General features: G+C 42.0%; 27 protein-coding genes and 1 pseudogene. 5 read left to right on the top strand and 23 right to left on the bottom strand.

The annotated features are described in order from the left end of the window. Positions 1-4: 4 nt before the first annotated feature. Positions 5-1,384, bottom strand: a complete 1,380-nt coding sequence (locus M3N64_RS08550; protein WP_249101090.1) for an Nramp family divalent metal transporter — start codon at positions 1,382-1,384, stop codon at positions 5-7. Positions 1,385-1,826: 442 nt separating this feature from the next. On the opposite strand from M3N64_RS08550, the gene M3N64_RS08545 reads away from it, so the two are divergent. Both M3N64_RS08545 and M3N64_RS08540 read left to right on the top strand, forming a co-directional pair. Then, entirely contained in the window at positions 1,827-2,216 is a 390-nt protein-coding gene (locus M3N64_RS08545; protein ID WP_249101087.1) for an ArsR/SmtB family transcription factor, read from the top strand. 218 nt (positions 2,217-2,434) lie between these two features. Further along, the gene (locus M3N64_RS08540) at positions 2,435-3,016 is read left to right on the top strand and encodes a GNAT family N-acetyltransferase (protein ID WP_249101084.1); all 582 of its coding nucleotides are present in this window, start codon (positions 2,435-2,437) and stop codon (positions 3,014-3,016) included. 61 nt (positions 3,017-3,077) lie between these two features. Here the strand turns inward: M3N64_RS08540 and M3N64_RS08535 are convergent, their stop codons facing one another. Both M3N64_RS08535 and M3N64_RS08530 read right to left on the bottom strand, forming a co-directional pair. Then, entirely contained in the window at positions 3,078-3,464 is a 387-nt protein-coding gene (locus tag M3N64_RS08535; protein ID WP_249101081.1) for a VOC family protein, read from the bottom strand. Between the two features lie 175 nt (positions 3,465-3,639). After that, positions 3,640-4,578 (bottom strand): L-lactate dehydrogenase, encoded by a 939-nt coding sequence (locus tag M3N64_RS08530; protein WP_249101079.1) that lies wholly within the window; start codon positions 4,576-4,578, stop codon positions 3,640-3,642. 219 nt (positions 4,579-4,797) lie between these two features. On the opposite strand from M3N64_RS08530, the gene M3N64_RS08525 reads away from it, so the two are divergent. Continuing rightward, on the top strand, positions 4,798-5,691 hold the full coding sequence (locus tag M3N64_RS08525) for an AraC family transcriptional regulator (protein ID WP_249101074.1): 894 nt from the start codon (positions 4,798-4,800) through the stop codon (positions 5,689-5,691). 72 nt (positions 5,692-5,763) lie between these two features. Here M3N64_RS08525 and M3N64_RS08520 read toward each other — a convergent pair whose 3' ends face one another. From M3N64_RS08520 to M3N64_RS08510, 3 genes are read right to left on the bottom strand one after another with little or no spacing between them, the layout of a single operon-like run. Further along, the gene (locus M3N64_RS08520) at positions 5,764-6,537 is read right to left on the bottom strand and encodes a hypothetical protein (RefSeq protein ID WP_249101071.1); all 774 of its coding nucleotides are present in this window, start codon (positions 6,535-6,537) and stop codon (positions 5,764-5,766) included. Continuing rightward, positions 6,534-6,953 carry a permease prefix domain 1-containing protein gene (locus tag M3N64_RS08515; RefSeq protein WP_249101068.1) on the bottom strand — a complete coding sequence of 140 codons (420 nt, stop codon included), beginning with the start codon at positions 6,951-6,953 and terminating at the stop codon, positions 6,534-6,536. Before M3N64_RS08515 ends, M3N64_RS08520 begins: the two co-directional genes overlap by 4 nt. Beyond that, positions 6,950-7,294 (bottom strand): PadR family transcriptional regulator, encoded by a 345-nt coding sequence (locus tag M3N64_RS08510; protein WP_249101065.1) that lies wholly within the window; start codon positions 7,292-7,294, stop codon positions 6,950-6,952. The genes M3N64_RS08515 and M3N64_RS08510 overlap by 4 nt, the downstream gene beginning before the upstream one ends. A 182-nt stretch (positions 7,295-7,476) precedes the next feature. On the opposite strand from M3N64_RS08510, the gene M3N64_RS08505 reads away from it, so the two are divergent. Next, entirely contained in the window at positions 7,477-7,638 is a 162-nt protein-coding gene (locus tag M3N64_RS08505; RefSeq protein WP_249101061.1) for a hypothetical protein, read from the top strand. Positions 7,639-7,683: 45 nt separating this feature from the next. On the opposite strand, the gene M3N64_RS08500 is transcribed toward M3N64_RS08505, so the two are convergent. The 3 genes from M3N64_RS08500 to M3N64_RS08490 form a co-directional block, all read right to left on the bottom strand. Beyond that, positions 7,684-7,977: a DUF4176 domain-containing protein gene (locus M3N64_RS08500; protein ID WP_249101058.1), complete on the bottom strand. Its 294-nt coding sequence runs from the start codon at positions 7,975-7,977 to the stop codon at positions 7,684-7,686. Next, a complete protein-coding gene (locus M3N64_RS08495; RefSeq protein WP_249101055.1) occupies positions 7,977-8,516 on the bottom strand; it encodes a hypothetical protein in 540 nt (179 codons plus the stop codon). The genes M3N64_RS08500 and M3N64_RS08495 overlap by 1 nt, the downstream gene beginning before the upstream one ends. Positions 8,517-9,030: 514 nt before the next feature. Next, on the bottom strand, positions 9,031-9,486 hold the full coding sequence (locus tag M3N64_RS08490) for an HIT family protein (protein WP_249101052.1): 456 nt from the start codon (positions 9,484-9,486) through the stop codon (positions 9,031-9,033). Positions 9,487-9,545: 59 nt separating this feature from the next. Between M3N64_RS08490 and M3N64_RS08485 the strand changes: the two genes are divergently transcribed. Beyond that, on the top strand, positions 9,546-9,941 hold the full coding sequence (locus M3N64_RS08485; RefSeq protein WP_249101049.1) for a hypothetical protein: 396 nt from the start codon (positions 9,546-9,548) through the stop codon (positions 9,939-9,941). A 37-nt stretch (positions 9,942-9,978) separates the two neighbouring features. On the opposite strand, the gene M3N64_RS08480 is transcribed toward M3N64_RS08485, so the two are convergent. The 14 genes and pseudogenes from M3N64_RS08480 to M3N64_RS08415 form a co-directional block, all read right to left on the bottom strand. Then, positions 9,979-10,491 (bottom strand): GNAT family N-acetyltransferase, encoded by a 513-nt coding sequence (locus M3N64_RS08480; RefSeq protein WP_249101047.1) that lies wholly within the window; start codon positions 10,489-10,491, stop codon positions 9,979-9,981. Between the two features lie 39 nt (positions 10,492-10,530). Next, positions 10,531-11,037 (bottom strand): ClbS/DfsB family four-helix bundle protein, encoded by a 507-nt coding sequence (locus M3N64_RS08475; RefSeq protein ID WP_249101044.1) that lies wholly within the window; start codon positions 11,035-11,037, stop codon positions 10,531-10,533. A gap of 16 nt (positions 11,038-11,053) precedes the next feature. After that, entirely contained in the window at positions 11,054-11,515 is a 462-nt protein-coding gene (locus tag M3N64_RS08470; protein ID WP_249101042.1) for an ASCH domain-containing protein, read from the bottom strand. A 33-nt stretch (positions 11,516-11,548) separates the two neighbouring features. Next, positions 11,549-12,043 carry an HXXEE domain-containing protein gene (locus tag M3N64_RS08465; RefSeq protein WP_249101039.1) on the bottom strand — a complete coding sequence of 165 codons (495 nt, stop codon included), beginning with the start codon at positions 12,041-12,043 and terminating at the stop codon, positions 11,549-11,551. 66 nt (positions 12,044-12,109) lie between these two features. Continuing rightward, on the bottom strand, positions 12,110-12,283 hold the full coding sequence (locus M3N64_RS08460; RefSeq protein ID WP_249101036.1) for a hypothetical protein: 174 nt from the start codon (positions 12,281-12,283) through the stop codon (positions 12,110-12,112). Between the two features lie 49 nt (positions 12,284-12,332). Next, positions 12,333-12,881 (bottom strand): GNAT family N-acetyltransferase, encoded by a 549-nt coding sequence (locus M3N64_RS08455; protein WP_249101032.1) that lies wholly within the window; start codon positions 12,879-12,881, stop codon positions 12,333-12,335. Positions 12,882-12,929: 48 nt separating this feature from the next. Beyond that, on the bottom strand, positions 12,930-13,391 hold the full coding sequence (locus M3N64_RS08450; RefSeq protein ID WP_249101175.1) for a GNAT family N-acetyltransferase: 462 nt from the start codon (positions 13,389-13,391) through the stop codon (positions 12,930-12,932). A gap of 167 nt (positions 13,392-13,558) precedes the next feature. Beyond that, positions 13,559-14,029 (bottom strand): DUF5680 domain-containing protein, encoded by a 471-nt coding sequence (locus tag M3N64_RS08445; RefSeq protein WP_249101030.1) that lies wholly within the window; start codon positions 14,027-14,029, stop codon positions 13,559-13,561. A 144-nt stretch (positions 14,030-14,173) separates the two neighbouring features. Continuing rightward, positions 14,174-14,638 (bottom strand): NUDIX hydrolase, encoded by a 465-nt coding sequence (locus M3N64_RS08440; protein WP_249101027.1) that lies wholly within the window; start codon positions 14,636-14,638, stop codon positions 14,174-14,176. Positions 14,639-14,788: 150 nt separating this feature from the next. Beyond that, a complete protein-coding gene (locus M3N64_RS08435) occupies positions 14,789-15,652 on the bottom strand; it encodes a PhzF family phenazine biosynthesis protein (RefSeq protein WP_249101024.1) in 864 nt (287 codons plus the stop codon). A 278-nt stretch (positions 15,653-15,930) separates the two neighbouring features. Next, positions 15,931-16,335: a VOC family protein gene (locus M3N64_RS08430; protein ID WP_249101021.1), complete on the bottom strand. Its 405-nt coding sequence runs from the start codon at positions 16,333-16,335 to the stop codon at positions 15,931-15,933. A 143-nt stretch (positions 16,336-16,478) separates the two neighbouring features. Further along, entirely contained in the window at positions 16,479-17,045 is a 567-nt protein-coding gene (gene yqeK / locus M3N64_RS08425) for a bis(5'-nucleosyl)-tetraphosphatase (symmetrical) YqeK (RefSeq protein ID WP_438271010.1), read from the bottom strand. Between the two features lie 105 nt (positions 17,046-17,150). Beyond that, positions 17,151-17,384 (bottom strand): annotated as a pseudogene (locus M3N64_RS08420) (GNAT family N-acetyltransferase); the annotation flags it as partial. A 40-nt stretch (positions 17,385-17,424) separates the two neighbouring features. Then, entirely contained in the window at positions 17,425-17,808 is a 384-nt protein-coding gene (locus tag M3N64_RS08415) for a hypothetical protein (protein ID WP_249101014.1), read from the bottom strand. Between the last annotated feature and the right edge of the window lie 177 nt (positions 17,809-17,985).

Raw genomic sequence — 17,985 nt, 5'->3', positions numbered from 1 at the left:
GTGATCACAGCGATGTAATAAATCCCCAGACAATCTGCAGGTTAAGATACGTAAGCACGATCGTGCAAGCCCAGGCAACCAGTGTCACCCACATTTTATTAACAAAACGTTCGCCCATAATTTTTTTCGAGCTGGTAAAAAGAGTCAGCGGAATCATGGAAATCGGCAAGGCAATCGACAGAAACACTTGTGAGTTAACAAGCAGGTTATCCATGGCGCTCTCTTCACCATGATAAATGATCGTGCAGGCCAGAACCGGGATCACAGAAATTAAACGTGTCACCAGACGGCGCGCCCACAGAGGCATCTTCAAGTGAATATATCCTTCCATGACAATCTGCCCGGTCAATGTGCCGGTAATCGTCGAGTTCTGCCCGGAAGCAAGAAGCGCAACCGCAAACAGAATACTTAAAACAGGGCTCGCGACCGCTCCGGCCAGCTGATTGTCCTGCAAAGCATTGAAAAGCGACGTGAACGTACCAAGACCTTCACCGTGCCCGAAGAACAGTGCCGCACCAAGCACCAGCAGCAGGCAGTTGATAATAAATGCACCGGACAGTTGAATATTAGAATCCCATGTAGCAAACTTTACTGCTTTGGCAACCTCTTTTTCATTGTTGTGATCAATACTGCGAGACTGTGCAATCGATGAATGCAGATAAAGATTGTGCGGCATGACCGTCGCGCCGACAATACCTAAAGCCATCGTTAACTGGCCGGTATGCAGAATCTCGGGTTTCGGAACAAATCCGGCAAACATCGCTGCAACATTAGGATTAGAAACGACAACTTCATATAAGAAAACAAGTAAGATGACGGAAATCAAGGTGATGACAATAGCCTCTATTTTTCTAAAACCAAGCTTAGTCAGAAGCAGCAGCAGGAGTACGTCGAGAACAGTCAATGAAACACCGATCACAAGCGGGATATGAAACAGCAGCTGCAACGCAATCGCACCGCCAATGACCTCCGCAATATCCGTGGCACAGATGGCTGCCTCAGTCGTAATCCAGAGAATAACTCCAAGTACTTTGCCTGTATGGGCACGAGTCGTCTGAGCCAGATCCATTTGCGTGACAATGCCAAGCTTTGCAGCCATGTACTGAAGCAGCATCGCAATTAAACTTGAAATAAGAATGACCGAAATCAGAAGATAACCATATTGTGCTCCGCCGCCAATGGACGTTACCCAGTTGCCCGGGTCCATGTAGCCGACAGCAACCAGTGCTCCGGGACCCGAAAAAGCGGCCAGTGTCCGCCAAAAGTTCCCGTTTTTTGGAATGGGAACCGTACTGTTGATTTCTTCCAGACTGGGCCCATTTGCATATTCAATTAATTTACGACGTTGTTGCGACTGTTTTCTGACGCTTTGCAGTTCAGTCATACTTTCACACCTTTCCATTTTTAGTCAATATTCATTTTTTGATGCCCACTTATTCGATCAATTCCTTATTCTGAAAAAATCATGGTCACAGCAAAAACCGAAAAAACTTTCGCTCGCGATTATTATCATGACCATAATTTTTTCTTCATCGAAAACCATTCCATACCTGGATGTTCGCCTTCTTCCATAATGAATTTATTTTTCTGTATAGAATCAATGTTTCTCATAGGAAACTTTTATTCTGTAATACAATATACATCTGTTTTTCCTGGATAACAACCCCACTCCATAAAATTTTAAAATTTTTAACGAAGCAGTTGAAATTTAGTTGCGCACTTATTTTCCTCGTTCACTTTCTTCATCAATAATCAAACAATGATTTGATTATGAAAGACAATTAATCTATACTTTAATCAAATATTCATTTGATTGAGGTGATCAGATGCCTGTACAACAGGATATCTGCAAAGTGACCTGTATTCATAAAGACAAGGTGATGCGCCTTAGAAAAGAATTGTCGGAATGCCGCTCTGATCCAGTGGCGGATCTGTTTAAATTATTGGCGGATCAAACGCGCGTAACCATTATTCATGCACTGGCACTTGAGCAGGAGTTGTGTGTGTGCGACGTTTGCGCGGTGATTGGATGCTCCAAAGCAACAGCGTCTCATCATCTTCGGTTATTAAAAAAATGGGGATTTGCCGAGTCACGTAAAGATGGAAAATTCGTTTATTACACTTTGGTTGATGATAATATCCGCAAGCTGGTAAAACTCGTATTTTTACATCAGCAGCCAAAAGAGAACCAAAGTGATCAGGAACTGGCTGAATAGGAAAAGAGCGGCGTGAGAATGAGGGCGACAAAATCATCAAGCAAAATATCGCTTTCGCTCTGCTTGTCAAAGCGGCCGCTATGCTCCTCGTTTTTCCGGGATGGCTGACGCTTTGGCTGGCTGTATTGAGTGATACCGGTGCAGCATTGCTTGTTATTCTAAATAGTCTGCGGCTTTTCAGGATTAAAAACTGAAGCAATCGTTGGGGGGGGGATTGTTTGGAAATTCGAGAATATCAGCCAGAAGATGAGGAAAGCTGGCTGCGCTGCCGCGTTCTTGCTTTTCTTCATACGGCCTATTACGATGATGTTTATCAGCAGAAAGAAGTATACGCACATCCATCCATTGAGCTCGTCGCTATTGAAAAAGGTCAGGTGATTGGCCTGATCGACGTTGAATATGAAACAGAGAAACACACCGTTTGCGCGGCCTGTTCCGCGCTTGGCGCTATGATCTGGCACCTGGCTGTCCATCCCGATTTCCAACGATCAGGGATCGGTACGGCTTTGCTCATTGCAACGGAAAAGAAGCTGAAATCGCTCAATATTTTTCAGCTGGAGGCCTACACGCGTGATGATGCCTGGGTCAATCTCTGGTATCAGAAAAATGGCTTTCATCAGGTGAGCCATTATTTGCATATATTCATGGAGGGCAACGAACTGAATGGAACCATCCATGCAACCGATCCGCATTTAAAGCCAAAATTCTGCTTTGCACAGTATACAGGAGCAGATGAAACGCTGATTAAAAAAAGATTTTCTCGTGTCCACGAATGCCGCTGTTACCGGAAAAATCTTTAAATTGCCAATTGCGGATTGTATCAGGACATACCAGTACCCGCATGATGATCACACTGCATCTTTAAGCCCGTTTACAAACCAGTTGAATCGGATTGCCATCCGGGTCCTTTATCCAGCCGGCACGAAGACGGTGATTGAGAAAGTCATGGGGCTCAGACAACCGTTTGGCCCCTTTTTCTATTAAAAAAGTAACTGCGCGATCTGCATCATCTACCCAAAATACCAATTCACAGCCCGAGTTACCCCCCGGAGCCAGGCCATGAATATCGACCGCGGACTCTTTTGTCGCAATGCCCAGTGTAAATCCTTCAAGCACCAGTTCATGATGAACCGCCAAACCATCAATTTCAGCCGTAAACGTCGTTTTAAATCCCAGGCTTTCATAAAAAGCTTTCGATTTTGCCAGGTCTTCAACATACAAATTGATTTGCGGTGAATGGAAATTCATTGAGCGCCTCCTGACTGCCCTCATTCGATTAAATAAGAAAACTCGATATTCAGGTACTGCAAAGGGACAGACTGAATGATCGAGTTGACATTTGGCATGCTTCATTTACTTTTTTTAAACGTTTTTTTACTGGTTTTCTGAATTCTGTTTTTCACGAAAGGTTCGTTTACAGCATTCATCCGTTGGTCTGTGTAGAAAATGCCTGGAACTTTTCCTTAATTGTATCGGCGGAATGTTTGAATCTTGCTTCTTCCGCATCTGTTAATGGAAGCGTCAGTACTTCTTCGATTCCATTCTTGCCGATGATGGCTGGCTGGCCGACATATGTACCGTACTTTTCGCTGTAGCAGGAGCAGATATATGCGGCACGGGCATCGGAGAGAACCGCCTGACCGAGTTTAACAGCACAGGTCGAGATGGCCCAGCTTGTGTAGCCCTTTCCCTTATAGACTTCCCAGCCTCCGCGGCGTGCTGCTTCTTCAAGATCATCCAGATTCAGATTTTGTCCCTCAGCAAGCTCTGTAATATCCAGTCCGTTTACGCGGACCGTTGACCAGGCTGTGAATTGCGATTCCCCATGCTCTCCGTAAACATAGCCGGAAACATTTTTTGGATCGCAGTTAAACTGATCCGAAACAACCTTCTGCATCCGGGCCGTATCAAGGAATGTGCCGGTCGCAAAAACCTGCTGACGGCTGAGTCCGGTGTTTTCCTGAAAATACTGTGTAATTGCATCACATGGATTCATCGTATCAATAACCACACCATGGAAGCCGGACGCTTTAACCTTCGGTGCAATATCGCGAACAATGTCCTTCGTGTACTCGAACTCAGCCCAACGGTTGCCTGCTGCCTGCTTCTCCGCGTAGGCGAGAATATTCCCGGCGGTAATGAACAGGATATCCGCATCGGCAAGTTCGTCGTAATCATTGATTTTAATGATGGTTCGTGTGTCAATCCTTCCCTGCATGTCCTGCAGATCAAGCTGCTCGGCGCGTGCCAGTTCTTCGTTCGTATCGATAAGGATCAGCTCATCGGCAATCCCCCTTAATACGAGCTGGAATGCAGCTGCGGCGCCAACGTGACCAAGACCGATAATTGCATACTTTCTCATCTCTCTAGCCTTCTTTACAGTGATATTTAACATTCTATCACTATCATAACATAGATTGATTTTTCTGAACCTGTTGCTGTTAATATTTTCCGATCATATTCCAATAATTTTGCGTATGGAGAATAAAAATACATTCACTACGAATGCCGCAATTTTGGAACAACGTCTTTTTACAGCTTTGCTATACTGAATTTACCGTACGGTTGGAGGGAATGCTTCATGGACACAATGGAAATCTTGCAAGATATTCTGGACTATGTTGACGAACATATCTCAGGTGACATCACGCCCGAGCAATTAGCAGCACGTGCCGGATACTCAACTTGGCACTTCTGCCGGGTTTTCCAGTGGGGAACCGGCTATTCGGTGATGACTTATGTGCGCAACCGCCGTCTTGCTTTTGCCGCCTATGAACTCGCATCCAGGCAGCGTATTCTTGATCTTTCAGTGAAATATGGATTTGAGACTCAATCTGGCTTCAGCAAGGCATTCCGCCGTCATTTCGGCTGCTCGCCGGGAACGTACCGGTTGCACGCCCATCGTGCACGGCCACTCCCGCCAAGTCTCTCCCTTACCAACAACTATTTAATTGGAGGAATTCTATTGGAACCGAAATTTGTGAAACTTCCTGCGCTGCAAATCGCTGGCTTTGTGCTTAAGACAACAGCATCTGATGGCGAAAACAACCAGGCCATTCCAGAGTTTTGGAAAGAATATATGACGGATGGCAGAATGGAAAAGCTTCACTCCGAGGAGTTTGTGAAAAAGCATGACGAGTATGGGGCATGCTTCCCGGAAGAACCGGAAACTGGGAAATTCGAATATGTGATCGGCGTCGAAACTCGTGAAGGCGCAGCGATTCCAGGCGACTATCAAATCCGCTGCCTTCCCGGCGCAACCTATGCGGTCTTTTCAACACCGCCAAGTAATGCAGATCATTTTTCCAATGCTATTCAAGGCACGTGGAACTACATCTTTAATGAATGGTTTGCCAAATCCGGATATGAATATGCACCAAATTGTGCCGACTTTGAGCTTTACGACGACACATGCATGTCAGACACAGGAAAAGTATGTGCCATTTATATTCCGATTGTAAAAAAACAAGAATAATCGATAGATCGAAACACGGATGCTCCCTAATCAGCAGGCGGGTTATCCGTGTTTTTCTTTTGTCCTCATTCTTTAATGGGTCAGCCGTCTTAATCGATGAACAAAATAGTACACGGATAAGGGCCACCAGGAAACGGCAAACGCGGGATACACCGCCCACAAATGCTGCGGTGATACCAAATAATTCACCGATGAAAAATAAAGGATGGTCACACCAGCTCCAGTCATGGCAAAAAGGAACGGTTTCTTAGCCAGAAACAGGCTCATTGGCCACCACAGCACAGCAAAGATCGGGTGAATGACCCAAAAACAGTCAGGTGAAGTGATGCGATTGACAGCCGCAAAGAAAATAATAATCAGTCCAGAGCCAATAATCGACAATTGATGAGGGTGACGCCCGAATGTAATGCCAATTGGCCACCATAGCAAGGCAAAAGTCGGGAAAATGCACCAGATAAAGCGTGGTTCAAAATAAATGTTCAGCAGCACATAACAGCCCATTAACGAAAAGCTGGCCAGATATGCAAAAACGGGCTTTAAAGCAGCTTTTCCCGCACATACGACAATAGGCCAGGCAACAGCAACAGGCAGAAGATAAACAAACCAGAGATACTCCGGAGTCTCTACGATATTTTGGATGATACATAAAGTCAGAAATAAACCGGAAGCGATGATGGATCCTGTTTTCTGATCACCGGTCAGTAACCAGGCGAGCGGACAGAGCAGCAATGCAACAGGATAAATGGCCCAGAAACTTGTCACACCGGTAAATAGATTGACTGCCAGAAGGAAGACGCCGGTCATGACGCAGCCTATTGCAATAAAATCGCGCAGCGCTCTGTTCATTCTCTCCCCTCCAACTTTTTGCGATGCAAGTGATAGAACATCGAAAGCGGCCACCAGGCAACGGCGAATGCCGGATAAATAAACCATACAACATGTGGCGTGTAATAAAAATTGATAAAGACGAACAGTGCAATGATCAGGCCGCTCCCCCAGAGAGAAAAACCAAGATTTAAGCGTGCCAGTTCAGACTTGCGATGATTTGAATCGGGTAAATCCATTTCCTGCCTGATCTCTTCAATATCTCCAAATTCAACAATGACTTTATTAATGGCATCCTCCTCGGACTTGCCTTCCTCGATAAGATCAGCTACTTTTTCTTCTAAGTCGCGAATGATCTCTTCCCTCACGATTTTTGTCTGCTCGGTCTCCGGAAGCGTTTCAAAAAGCTTATTAATATGGGCTGTCAGACGTTTCATTCATCAATCTCCTCCATAAATAAATCCACAATTTCTTTAACCTCTTGCCATTCTCTGACCATCTCATAAAGATAGGCCTTTCCAAGTGTCGTGATTCGATAATATTTTCTTTTTCCGCCATGAGAACGTGCGCCATAATACGACTCAATTAACTGCTTCTTTTCCAGTCTTTGAAAAACGGCATAGAGCGTAGCCTCTTTTATTTCAAATCGGCCGCCCGTTCGATGGCTGATTTTTTTCGAAAGTGCATAGCCATAAGAATCTTCATCTTTGAGCAGGCGAAGAATAATGGAATCTAAATGCCCTCTTAGAATATCACTGCGAATAGGACTACCCCCCATTTCCTCAATTACTCTGTCTGATGTAGTAATCATAGCATCAATTACTCTACCTGTCAAAGTAATTTTAATCGAAATCAATTCAGACCGCTGGGTATCCTGGACTGTAAACTTCGCAATTTGGAACCGCAATTTTTTATGGCTTTATCTATATTGATTTTACTGTGGGATTAGAGGGAAGCTTCATGGCAAACGTTTTGCTGAAAATCATGATGGGGTATGAGGCGCGACTTCCGGAAGACCCGGAAACCGGAATGTTCGAGTGTGTGATCGGCATTGAGCCATGTGAGAGAGTTAATATTCCGAAAGACTACCAGATTCGCGAACTGCTGGGGAGCAACCTATAATCGCAAGTAGACATCGGGGGCAAAAGGTCACTCAATCGGGTCAGATTATTTATCGATATGAAACTTTATGTAAGGCATGTCTTTCACTTTTAATTGATATTTTTCCTGAAATACTTTTTCTTCCTCATCTATATATCCTTCAAAATAGATCTCTTCTATATTCTCATGATTAAAAAAGTAGACCTGATCTTCGACTTTTCCTGCCGGGTACGTACAGGCCGAATAGTCAAAGTATCCGATTATCCCATTTTTGTTGTACAAAGGGGCCCGATTTAATATCATCAGTTTGACGTCACCATTTTTAAGTCGAACAACACTTCCAATAGGCAACAGTTTCATCAATCGATTTCTCCCCTCTCTATCCTCTTATAGAGCTGCATACGCGAAAAAGGCTTCATGATCATCAGCATCCAGAAAACAAGATACCCCAGCCCACTGACGATTAAAAGAAGCAGCCGGCTGAACATGAAAAAAAACAGAGAGCCGGTCACGCTGGCAAGAAAAATAAAAAGAGACACAAAGAATTCCCTGTGAAATTGTTTTTTCCCCTGAGCAGCATAATTCAGCAGATCTGTATTCGTGATAAAAATGTTTCTTGAACGATTCTGAACATAATAGTTTTTATAGAAAAATTTAGCAACCAAGAAGCTGCCGGCCAGAATCACGATAAAACTGATGAGATTGGAAACAATGCCGCTAATGTTCTGATACAGAGCATTTAATGCGTACGAACCATAAAGCACAGCCAAACCAAGAAAATAGTAGCGTACGTTTCCCTTGTTTCTGTGAGGCAATCGGTACATCTGCTTTTGATTCGCATCATAAAACAGTGTGTAGCTTTCTTTTTCCCTGTAAAAAGGAATCAGTGTCTCAAACATTTTTTCACCCACGTTTGCATAATTGAAATCTTTCTTTTGAAAAAAAGCACAACATATAAGCCATCATAATAGCAGTGACAAACGAAGCAAGCGTCCAGACAAACCACCAGGTCATGACGTATAACCATGTGAAAAATATAAAAGCAGCCACTAAGGAAAAAGCAATAACAAGGTCTTTCTTCAATACTTTTCTTCCTTTGTATTCATAATCCTCAAGAGTGTCTTTTGTAATAAAAATTTCTTGTAAATCCCTGAAAAAGTACATGCGGTACAGGCCATAACCAATTGCCAGACTGATTACAATTTACTATTTTCCTTAAATTTTATATACTTTCTTATAGTATAATAAAAGCCATGTCCGGTCCCGGCGCAATTAAAATCACTAATGATGTTAGGGGAAAAGCAGAAAAATATGCCAGGTCGGTCATAAAATCGCGCCTTCCTATTCTCACGCAGTTTTGTGCGGCGGCATCACCAGATTTTCTAATTATTAATTATTGCGTAGCATCTGTATTTAATCATTGGAGATGGCAGATAAATAATTGGAGAGTCTTTCTTTCAGTTTTCCATGCTTTTCTTCACTGAATTGCTTGTCTTCATCAAACCAGTTCGAAGAATCATAGAGCCACACCGGCTTTTTCCTTCGCTCTTCAAGTTCCCATTCATATCTTGGAAAAATATGTGCATGTAAAAACGCATCCGTATTGCCCAGTATATCGTAATTAATGCGGAGCGGGTGGCAAATCTTGATGATCGCGTCACCAATGATGCTCATGTCCGTTAAGAACTGTGCACGCTCTGAAATGGTTAAATCATTAAGACTTGATACTTCTTTTTTCGGAAGCAGAATGCAGTAGCCAGGCAAAAACTGTGTATCACCGATGACCGCGTAGCCGCTTTTCATTTCTGCCAGCACCATCGGATTGGTCCCGTTTTGTGCGGATTGAATTCTGTTTTCTTTCCAGTTCACATGTATCGCCTCCTTTTTTCTTCTTTTGATTGGCTGACTGGCTTCAATGCAGATTTTTCATGAATGGTTCTCAAAAACCAAAGGTAAAAATGACCGGTGACAAACGGCCTCAGCGTTATAGCCATCAGGATCTAAAAGATAAGCCGCATAGTATTGAGGATGATAGTGTTCACGGTATCCAGGCGCACCGTTACTTTTTCCGCCGCACTTTATCCCCTGCTCAAAAAAATCCTGCAAACAGATTCTGTCCATGTCTTAATTCATTTGATATAATATACAAAAAGGAGTCGTTTTGTATTAGTACACTTTCCGCGCTCGTCCCCATTTATTTTTTGATTTTTATTGCAGTTCCTGTCTTTGTCATTTGGTACATGTTTCAGTTTCTAAACATACATAAAGAACAGAATGAACTGCTCAAAGACATCGCCAAAAAATTGGATAAACATGATCAATGACAGAGGAGCTTCCTCGATTCAGCATATCGATTTTCCATTAAAGTTCAATCCAGTAACGCTGAGTGATCCGTTCTCCATGACGAAGCTCATTTTCGAGAACACCGCCATTATGGAGAATCGTTTTCGCAGAACCAATATTATTCTGATCACACGTTAGCAGAACACGTTTGAGCTGCAGATTGCGCGCTTTATCCAGAGCCAGCGCCAGCATCTTCGTCGCATAACCTTTATGCCGCTCCGATGGTCGAATGCCGTATCCGATGTGACCACCAAGATTTACTAAGGCTTCGTTTAATTCATGACGCAGATGCACTGACCCATAGAGATAATTCTGTTCATCCACCAGAAAATATAATGTTGCAGGAACCCAGCCGCGCCTGCGAACAATGTCCGTTTTCCCCTCATTCAATTTTTCCAGAAATTGCGAATAGGCTTCCGCTCCTTTTGCGGAAGCACTGGGTACAATTGCTTCGCCTGACTGGATCCACTCCGACAAATAACTGTTAAAAGATTCTTCAAGTTCAGGCGTTAATTCAATCAGTTTGAACATATGATCTCCTCTGCTTTCTTTGCTCAAAAAAGCTTTTTTCTAACTGTACTTTTTCCATTTTCTGATTTTCGTTCGAAAACTCTTAAACGGCGCAACCGAGTTAATATGGATCCATTTCCACATTGGCCAGTTTGCGTTTGTTACCGTCCATTTCCGGACACCCGGTGTAAAAAGTTCGTCATCGCTCAGTCCCTGAATCCAGGCACACCATGAATCGACCTTTTTCTCAAACAAATCACACAGTTCCTTTAAGGAATAACCGGTATATTGATCGTAAAATTGCTGATAAAGAAGCCCGAGCTGATTCCATTTATAATTGGCAGAAGGAGTCATCACTTTCTGCCCGGACAGCTCCGTACTTTCCCAACCCATCACCTGTGTCAGCCAGCCGACCTGATAAGCGATCATTTCATACGGCGTTCTGTCCACCTGTGCAATACGCCAATGCATTTTATTTCCCGGGACGTTATCAAATTCTTTGATGAAAAGTTTAAATGTTTTTTGGATTTCAGCAATGAGAGCTTCCTTGTTATCATAGCTCTGCATGATTAGTTCTCCCAACTCATTTACTTGTATAAACCACTTCAAAAACCTCGCAGACACAAGGTATGGTTTGATCAAAATTCAAACCGGCTTCGGCATATTCCCGCTTAAAGAAATCTTCGTGCACTTCTCGCCAGTAAGCAAGTGAACGATCGCCTTCTCCCTCATGGTAGGCGTGCTCCCAGCTTACTGCGTTAAACGGAATGATTTCCACGACCACGGTCTTTGTCACCGCAACAGGCAAGCCACTGCCGTCCAGAATAATATTGTACTCGCCGACTTGCGGAAGCGGTTCATCCTTTTCATATAATTCATAGGCTGATGCCGTCGCTGTCTTGATTCCTTGAACAACCAGATCGGCCAGCTCATTGGCTGTTTCTGCCGTGTAGCCAAAGGACCAGGCCTGATAGTCATCCTGCGCCAGACTGTGCTTCATTTTAAAATCATTCCAGAATTTTTTTATCGCTTCATCGTTTGCCATTGACTTGTCCCCTTCCTTTTATTGACAGACCACTCAATTTTGTGAAAAACAAATCCATTTTGAAGCAAGCTTAAACATAAGCGGAATAAGGAAGAGCATCGCCGTAGACATTGCGAACGTCCCTATTATTAAACCGTTGAATAAGATTAAATGGCTTTGGAAAGCTCTCATTATTATGATGGTGTGGACGGGAATAATCAATAAAATTCCGGTCATTAATCCTGGGGAATACTTTCTTTCTATAATCGCTCCAAGTAAATACGAAAAAAGAACATTTAACATCATGGCAGCCAGAAATCCAAAATAAGCATATTTAAAGCATACATTTTCAGGAAAAAGAATGAACATTGACGTAACAAAATACGCGGCTGCTGTCACTGCAATGACCGCAAACAGAAATTGATCTTGTTTAACCGCCTGATATAACCTGACCTTCGAGTGCCTGGTCATTCTCATCAGCCAAATACCCTCTTCAGTATTGTGAATGGAAATGATAAATAGAAAAAGGAGGAACATTGATGTTTCCACAATCATCCGGCTCCCTTTGTCACTAATTTATGACTGTCAGTTATGCAGAATACGAAGTGATCCAGTTTAGAATTGGACACTCAGCTTTTGCGGCCGCCAATATCCCTTTACCTTTGAATAGGGAATCACGTGATCATAGTTCCCGACCGTAAGAATGGACAATGTATTCAGTCTGTTTCTAAGGGGAGCAATATAATCTTCAGGAATGAATACTTCAATCTTGCAACGATCAAAAGCCATGCTTCACCCACCTCTACACTATTGCATGAATTTCAGAACATAGAAAATTTTACTTGCTCACTCTTCCCATGACAATTGTATTGTAGTAACGGCCATCAGATAATAATTTATCTTTTTTTAAAACACCCTCAATCTCAAACCCAAATTTTCTATAAAGGCCGACTGCCTTTTCATTTGTTTCTAAAACAGTAAGGGTCATTTTTTTAATCGTATTGGATTCTGCCCATGCAATCGACTCTTTAAGCAGATGGGTTCCGATCCCGAGACCCCAGTATTTTCTTAAAATGCAAACACCAAATTCAACTTTATGAGCGAATCGTTTTAAATGATTTCCCTGGCATCTTGAAAAACCCACGATGATGTGGTCAATCGAGGCAACCAGAAAAAGATTCCGATCACTTTCTGTATCTTCTTTAATTAATTGCCGAAAGCTCTGCTCATCTATGAACTGCTCCCCTGATTCTCTGTCCATGTTCTGAGTTTCACCGTCAATTTGTACCCTAATCTCGGATAAACGCTTTGCATCATCCGGACATGCCGACCTGATTATGTAGTTGATCCCACCACTGCCCGTGAATTTTTTTTGCGCACGAATCATTCGATTCCACATCCCTAATCATGGATTGTCAAAATAGGACTGCCAGCATCAATGGTAGAATTCCTTTGTCATGTATGTACTATTGGGATCATTGGTGTAGTCTGCAAAGGGCTGACATTCGTGAAATCCAAAACACTCATATAATTTTCTCGCAGGCGCAAAGGCTGCACCCGCCCCTGTTTCTAAACTTAACCGGTGATACCCACGTCTGCGAGCTTCTTCGATTATTTTTTGAAGAATCTGCTTAGCCACACCTTTTCTCAGATGCGCTGATGCTGTTCTCATGGACTTGACCTCTCCATGCTGATGATCGAGCTCCCTAAGCGCACCGCAACCGAGTAATTCATCCTTTTCCCATGCACTCCAAAAGGTTATTTCCGGCCTTCTTAATGCCTCAAGTGCCATTGCGTGAATACTTTCAGGCTGAGAAACCTGCGCCATGCCCTGAAGATGTGCTTTAATCAGTTTAATGACCTGATCACCGGTTAAATCGTCGATTTTAATGTTTATTATTTTTTCTCCTCACTCGTTTATGGCATGACCCGTGTGCCGCTTAATACGGGATTCAATTAGATCGAAACGATGGATTTTAATTTTGAAAAATCCTCTATTTCCAAAATAAAACCTCCCAGCTTGTCGCTCAGAATCCATCTTCTGCTGTTCAAAACATCGTACAATTATCTAATCGATCCACCGGAATAGCTGAGGCGGTAAACTTTCTCATCTCTAAATGAAATGTTCTCTATCCCTTTAAATAACTCAATACTGCCTTCATGTGAGTCAGAGTAGATAAAATTTCCCTCTGTGAATTGCTTAGGTCCACGAAATGGAGTATCTAAATTAACTTCGCGCATCGCTTTTCTTAAAAAAGAATAAATTGTTCGGGCATCTTTAATATCCTGCTTACTGTTCACGCCGCCTGAATACACCATAGACCATATTGGCTTTTCCTGATAATAAACGGTTTCCTGCCCAATGAAATAACTCATCCCAAAATAGATATCTCTGTAGAAGAAGTCCCCATTTTGAAATTCTAATTGTTGCGAACCTTCAAGTTTGGGCTCCACGGATGCATCATCACCCTGAGAGGCATACGATTTCTTTTTTGCTTCGACCAAAAAATCCAGAAATGCTTCATTTAAATTCACTATTTTACATCCCCTAACCTTGAGATACATGAAGCATATCGCAGGAATATGCATTCGTATATCATTTTAAAATCAGCTACATACGGCAATATCTGTTATGTGGACGTATTTCATTAATAAACTTGTTGTGTTAAAAGAATAGATTCATTTGATACGATGTGCACCTCTATGGTGTCGCATATCAAATAAAAGAGCAATAAACCAATAATCGATAAAATTTCCTTCGTCAACTTGTTGTAAAATCTCATTCTTATTTGCCCATTTCACTGATTGAACTTCCTCATCTTGTAATTTTAAATCTTTAATATCGATTTCTCTCTTAACAAGATAGTAATCATCAAAGCCCTCATCAAAATTTATCGTAAAAAATGGTCGTTCATTTGATAAATCAATTTTATAGCCTATTTCTTCAAACGTTTCTCGTTCGGCGGCTTTTTTACTTGTTTCGCCAGACAATGCACTGCCACCGACAGAGACATCCCACATATTTGGCCAGCCCTTTTTCCATGGCTGACGTTGTTGGATAAGCATTTCATTTTTTGAATTAAAAATACAAACATGAACGACAAGATGATAATCACCTTTATCAAATTTACTTCCTCGTTCCATTGTTCTGCCAGTTAAGTTTCTGTTTTCATCATAAATATCCCAAAGTTCCGTAAAAAATCACTCCCGCAAATAATATTCTCGTTATGAGGCCATTCACAGTTTGCGTCACCCGCGCAGCAGGGATGTTTGGCGCAACCGTTTCAAGTTGATTTATAAAGAAATCAAGTGCTCATTCATTTGTGCAGCTGTTCCTCCTACTTCAATCCGTATGATTGCTCCATTTTCAATGGTTAGTTTTGAAAGAATTGAAGATGTGCAGTTCATGCTGTAGCCCTGTTCAAATTCTAATTGTTGATTCCCTTGAATCTTATTATATTTATACAAATAGCATGTCAATGCCCCGGTTGATGTTCCTGTTGCACTTTCTTCAGGAATGTCATATAACGGCGCAAAATTCCGGCAACTGGCTACTTTATCGCTGCTTTCATTTAGTGTGAACAAATGATAACCGACAACGTGATACTTTTTGCTTATTTCGCGAATTTGGGAGAAGTCAGGCTTTATATGATTTAAAACAGAAACATTCTTAATCGGAACAAGGATGTCCCGTAATCCGGTTGAGACAATTTCAACAGGAAGATCAGGATCAAATCCCGTGTCCGGAAGATTCAATGATTCCGCAATTTCTTTTTTGTTTGGCTGCTCATAAAAAGCGGGGAGTGCCTGAGAAAGAAATACTTGTTGCGTATCATTAACGCGCACAGAAAGTATCCCGGCCTTAGTTTCTAATGCATACACGCCCGGGTGAATCTTCTGCTCTGCATGCAGTAAATAAAAAGCGGCGATCGTCGCATGACCGCATAAAGGGACTTCATTATTTGGGGTAAAGTAGCTCAGTTTAAAATCAGCTACGGTTGACCGCTGAAAAAACGCTGTTTCCGAAAATCCAATTTTACGAGCAACCAGCTGCATTTCTTCTCTTTTGAGGGAATCAGCTTCTAGAACTACGCCGGCGGGATTACCGCCTGTACCGTTTTTTGTGAATGCATGTAACGTATGTACTTGAATATTCATGCAGGCTTCCTCCTGATCGCATCGCTTTTCTGAGTCATCTCTATTGTGACGTTGTATCCTATTTACTCACATATCGTTCAGTCATCAGCATGTATGTATGTTCAGATCCTTTTCAAAGCACACGGATTCAGAATGTTCCACATACTTTCCATAGTTTAAAATGCGATGATAAGATTTTCGCTGATAAAACCGAACTGCATTTTGATTGATCAATCTTGTTTCTAAGATTAACTTGAGGTAGCCCGTTTTTCGAGCCTCCAAAATTCCGCCGCAAAAGCTTACTCGTGGCAAACTGCTTCAATGTTATATCCATCAGGATCTAAAAGATAGGCAGCATAGTATTGAGGGTGATAATGCACCCGGTATCCGGGGGCACCATTACTTTTTCCGCCACACTTTAACCCCTGTTCAAAGAAGTCCTGGACTTCCTTATGGGTATTAGCCTGAAATGCAAAATGACCATATACAGGTTCCCCAACTGACAGCCACAGATCGCCTCCCGGGTCACTTGAAATCCCATCACTGAAACTTACAGATTGTTCGTTAACCAAATGCTTGTGATAACCTAACATCGCAAGAACACGCTCATAAAAATCGGCACTGCGTTTCAAATCACTAACGATCACATTAATATGATTAATCATTGGCTTATCACCATCCTTGATCAGTCTTTCTTGTCTCATTATAGAACGTATGCTCCCTGTGTACAACGATTGTTAACAAAGTTACGAAATCTGTCAAAAATGAAACCAAGGAATGGATGCAGTGAAACGGCAGGACCATAGACCCTCGAAGCGTTAAGATTGATCCTTCTCTATAAAAAAACTTAGAATGATACCCTCTTTTCTAAGTCAAGGTATGCTTCGGATAACCAGGGATGCACTACTTTTAGTTCATTCTTATGCAGCATTAAATAATGAATATAGCAATACGCTGCACTGGTTATTGAATCATGCAATGCACGATTCAATTCCTCTACGTAAGGAGGCGTGCCCTCTTGATCCCATTTGATCTTATCCGCCACAAATAGAATAAGATCCAGTTGCCCCGGATTCTTTCTAAGTGTTGTGTGACATTCTATCGCATTCAATATTTCTAAATCTCTTATTTGAAATAGATCTTGTGCTATCACTTTGGATATCTTTTGGTGAAGGAGCATCGGAAAATCAATCTCCTCGTCCAAAATGGGAATACCGAGTTCCTGAGCTACCGACAAACGTTCAGCTGAAGGGAATACTGCACTAATATCATGTAAAATGCCAGCAATCGCAGCCTTATGTTCTGGATAAAGACATTCTTTTGCTAATCGTTCTGCTTCTTGACTCACTCGTTTCGAGTGTTCTGCAACCGCCGGCAAATGATGCTGTACCAAAAATTGATAAGCATCATTCATACAGTCACCTGTGAAATCAAAACTACCAATTACATTTGAGAAAACGTTCAAAAAGGTTCCCTCCCCCATAATCGCACAATAATTCTAAACCACCAGACATCTTCTTTATTTCGCGAATCTCTTTTGTAAAAAATATTGATTAAATCCCTCCGGATGATTTTCAAGAACACCAAAAACTTGAAACCCGTGTTTTTTATAAAACTCAGGCGCCTGAAAACTGAATGTATCCAGATCGATGAACCTGCATCCACTTTCCAGTGCAAAGTTCTCCATCTTATTCAATAATTTACTACCGTATCCCTTACCGCGAACTGCTTTATCAACCCACAAAAAGTCAATAGAACATTTCTCTCAAGCAGTTGCCACAACAATAGGTAGCTTACTCATAAGGATAATAATGAACAGCTTCCATTCTATATTCTTTTATGCATGTAATATATGTACTATTGTATTGAACAACACTGCAGCCTTTGAAATGATGATCTTTTTTTCCCGAATAGCATTTAAATGCCCATTCAAAAACGGCTGTTAAAGAAGCAGTATCAATGTAATTTCTCAGGATATCCCATTGTTTCACCCGATGATGCCTGCTTATCCAAGCATCAATCCAGCTTTCTATTTGATTGGTTCCTTTATAAACCGGACCATAGCATTCAATGATTTCACAGGTAACATCACAGGTGCTTATAATTAACTGTTTGTCACTTTTTTTCCATCCGTTGACATAATTCTGAAAAAGACGATCCATCTCATATCTGTTCATTTTGGTTTCACTACCATTGGGGTTGTTTTTATTCAGCTTTTTGATTCATTCAATCCGCCAATAACCCGATCATACTTATTTTCTTTTCTTTCACGCTCATCTTAACCATGTCTGCATTTGATTCTATTGCAAAAATGAGTTATTTGGCACAAAATGATTAGCTGTAATGCCAAATTA

The organism is Sporolactobacillus mangiferae (assembly GCF_023336505.1).
GTDB classification, from domain to species: domain Bacteria; phylum Bacillota; class Bacilli; order Bacillales; family Sporolactobacillaceae; genus Sporolactobacillus; species Sporolactobacillus mangiferae.
Note: the sequence above shows the minus strand (reverse complement) of the source record. Positions and strands in the feature narration are given on the sequence as shown.